Here is a 317-nt window from a genome sequence, read left to right as displayed (position 1 = left end):
TCACTCTATAGATAAAATGAAGGCCTCGCGATTGTGAAGCCTTCGTTTTTGAAGTCTAGTCGATGGAGTCTGTCACTACTGTGAGAATCCATTATTTTTTGTCTTGAGACTCTTTGTATTTTTTTGCAATCCACTCATGTAAGTGAAGTCCCGTTTGACGCTTCAGGAATACACTGATCCCAGCCAAGATTAACAGTCCAATTATTGTGCCCATAATCATCTCCACGCTTTGTCATTGTGTTCAAATCACCTTAATCAATACGCTAGTGTTTTGATTAATCCATTGATTTCATCATTTTATCTATATTAAGCCCACC

1 protein-coding gene is annotated in these 317 nt (G+C 37.9%); it reads right to left on the bottom strand.

Translation table 11 applies throughout. The annotated features are described in order from the left end of the window. Positions 1-91: 91 nt before the first annotated feature. Positions 92-214, bottom strand: coding sequence for a hypothetical protein (locus BCT81_RS29910; RefSeq protein ID WP_258183960.1), 123 nt, complete (start codon positions 212-214; stop codon positions 92-94). Between the last annotated feature and the right edge of the window lie 103 nt (positions 215-317).

It is taken from the genome of Vibrio sp. 10N.261.52.A1, from assembly GCF_002876325.1.
GTDB lineage: Bacteria > Pseudomonadota > Gammaproteobacteria > Enterobacterales > Vibrionaceae > Vibrio > Vibrio chagasii.
This window is presented reverse-complemented; position numbering and strand designations above follow the sequence as displayed.

Excerpts from the sequence above, each read along its gene's own strand:
- BCT81_RS29910 (WP_258183960.1), bottom strand. The coding sequence starts at position 214 with ATGGGCACAATAATTGGACTGTTAATCTTGGCTGGGATCAGTGTATTC.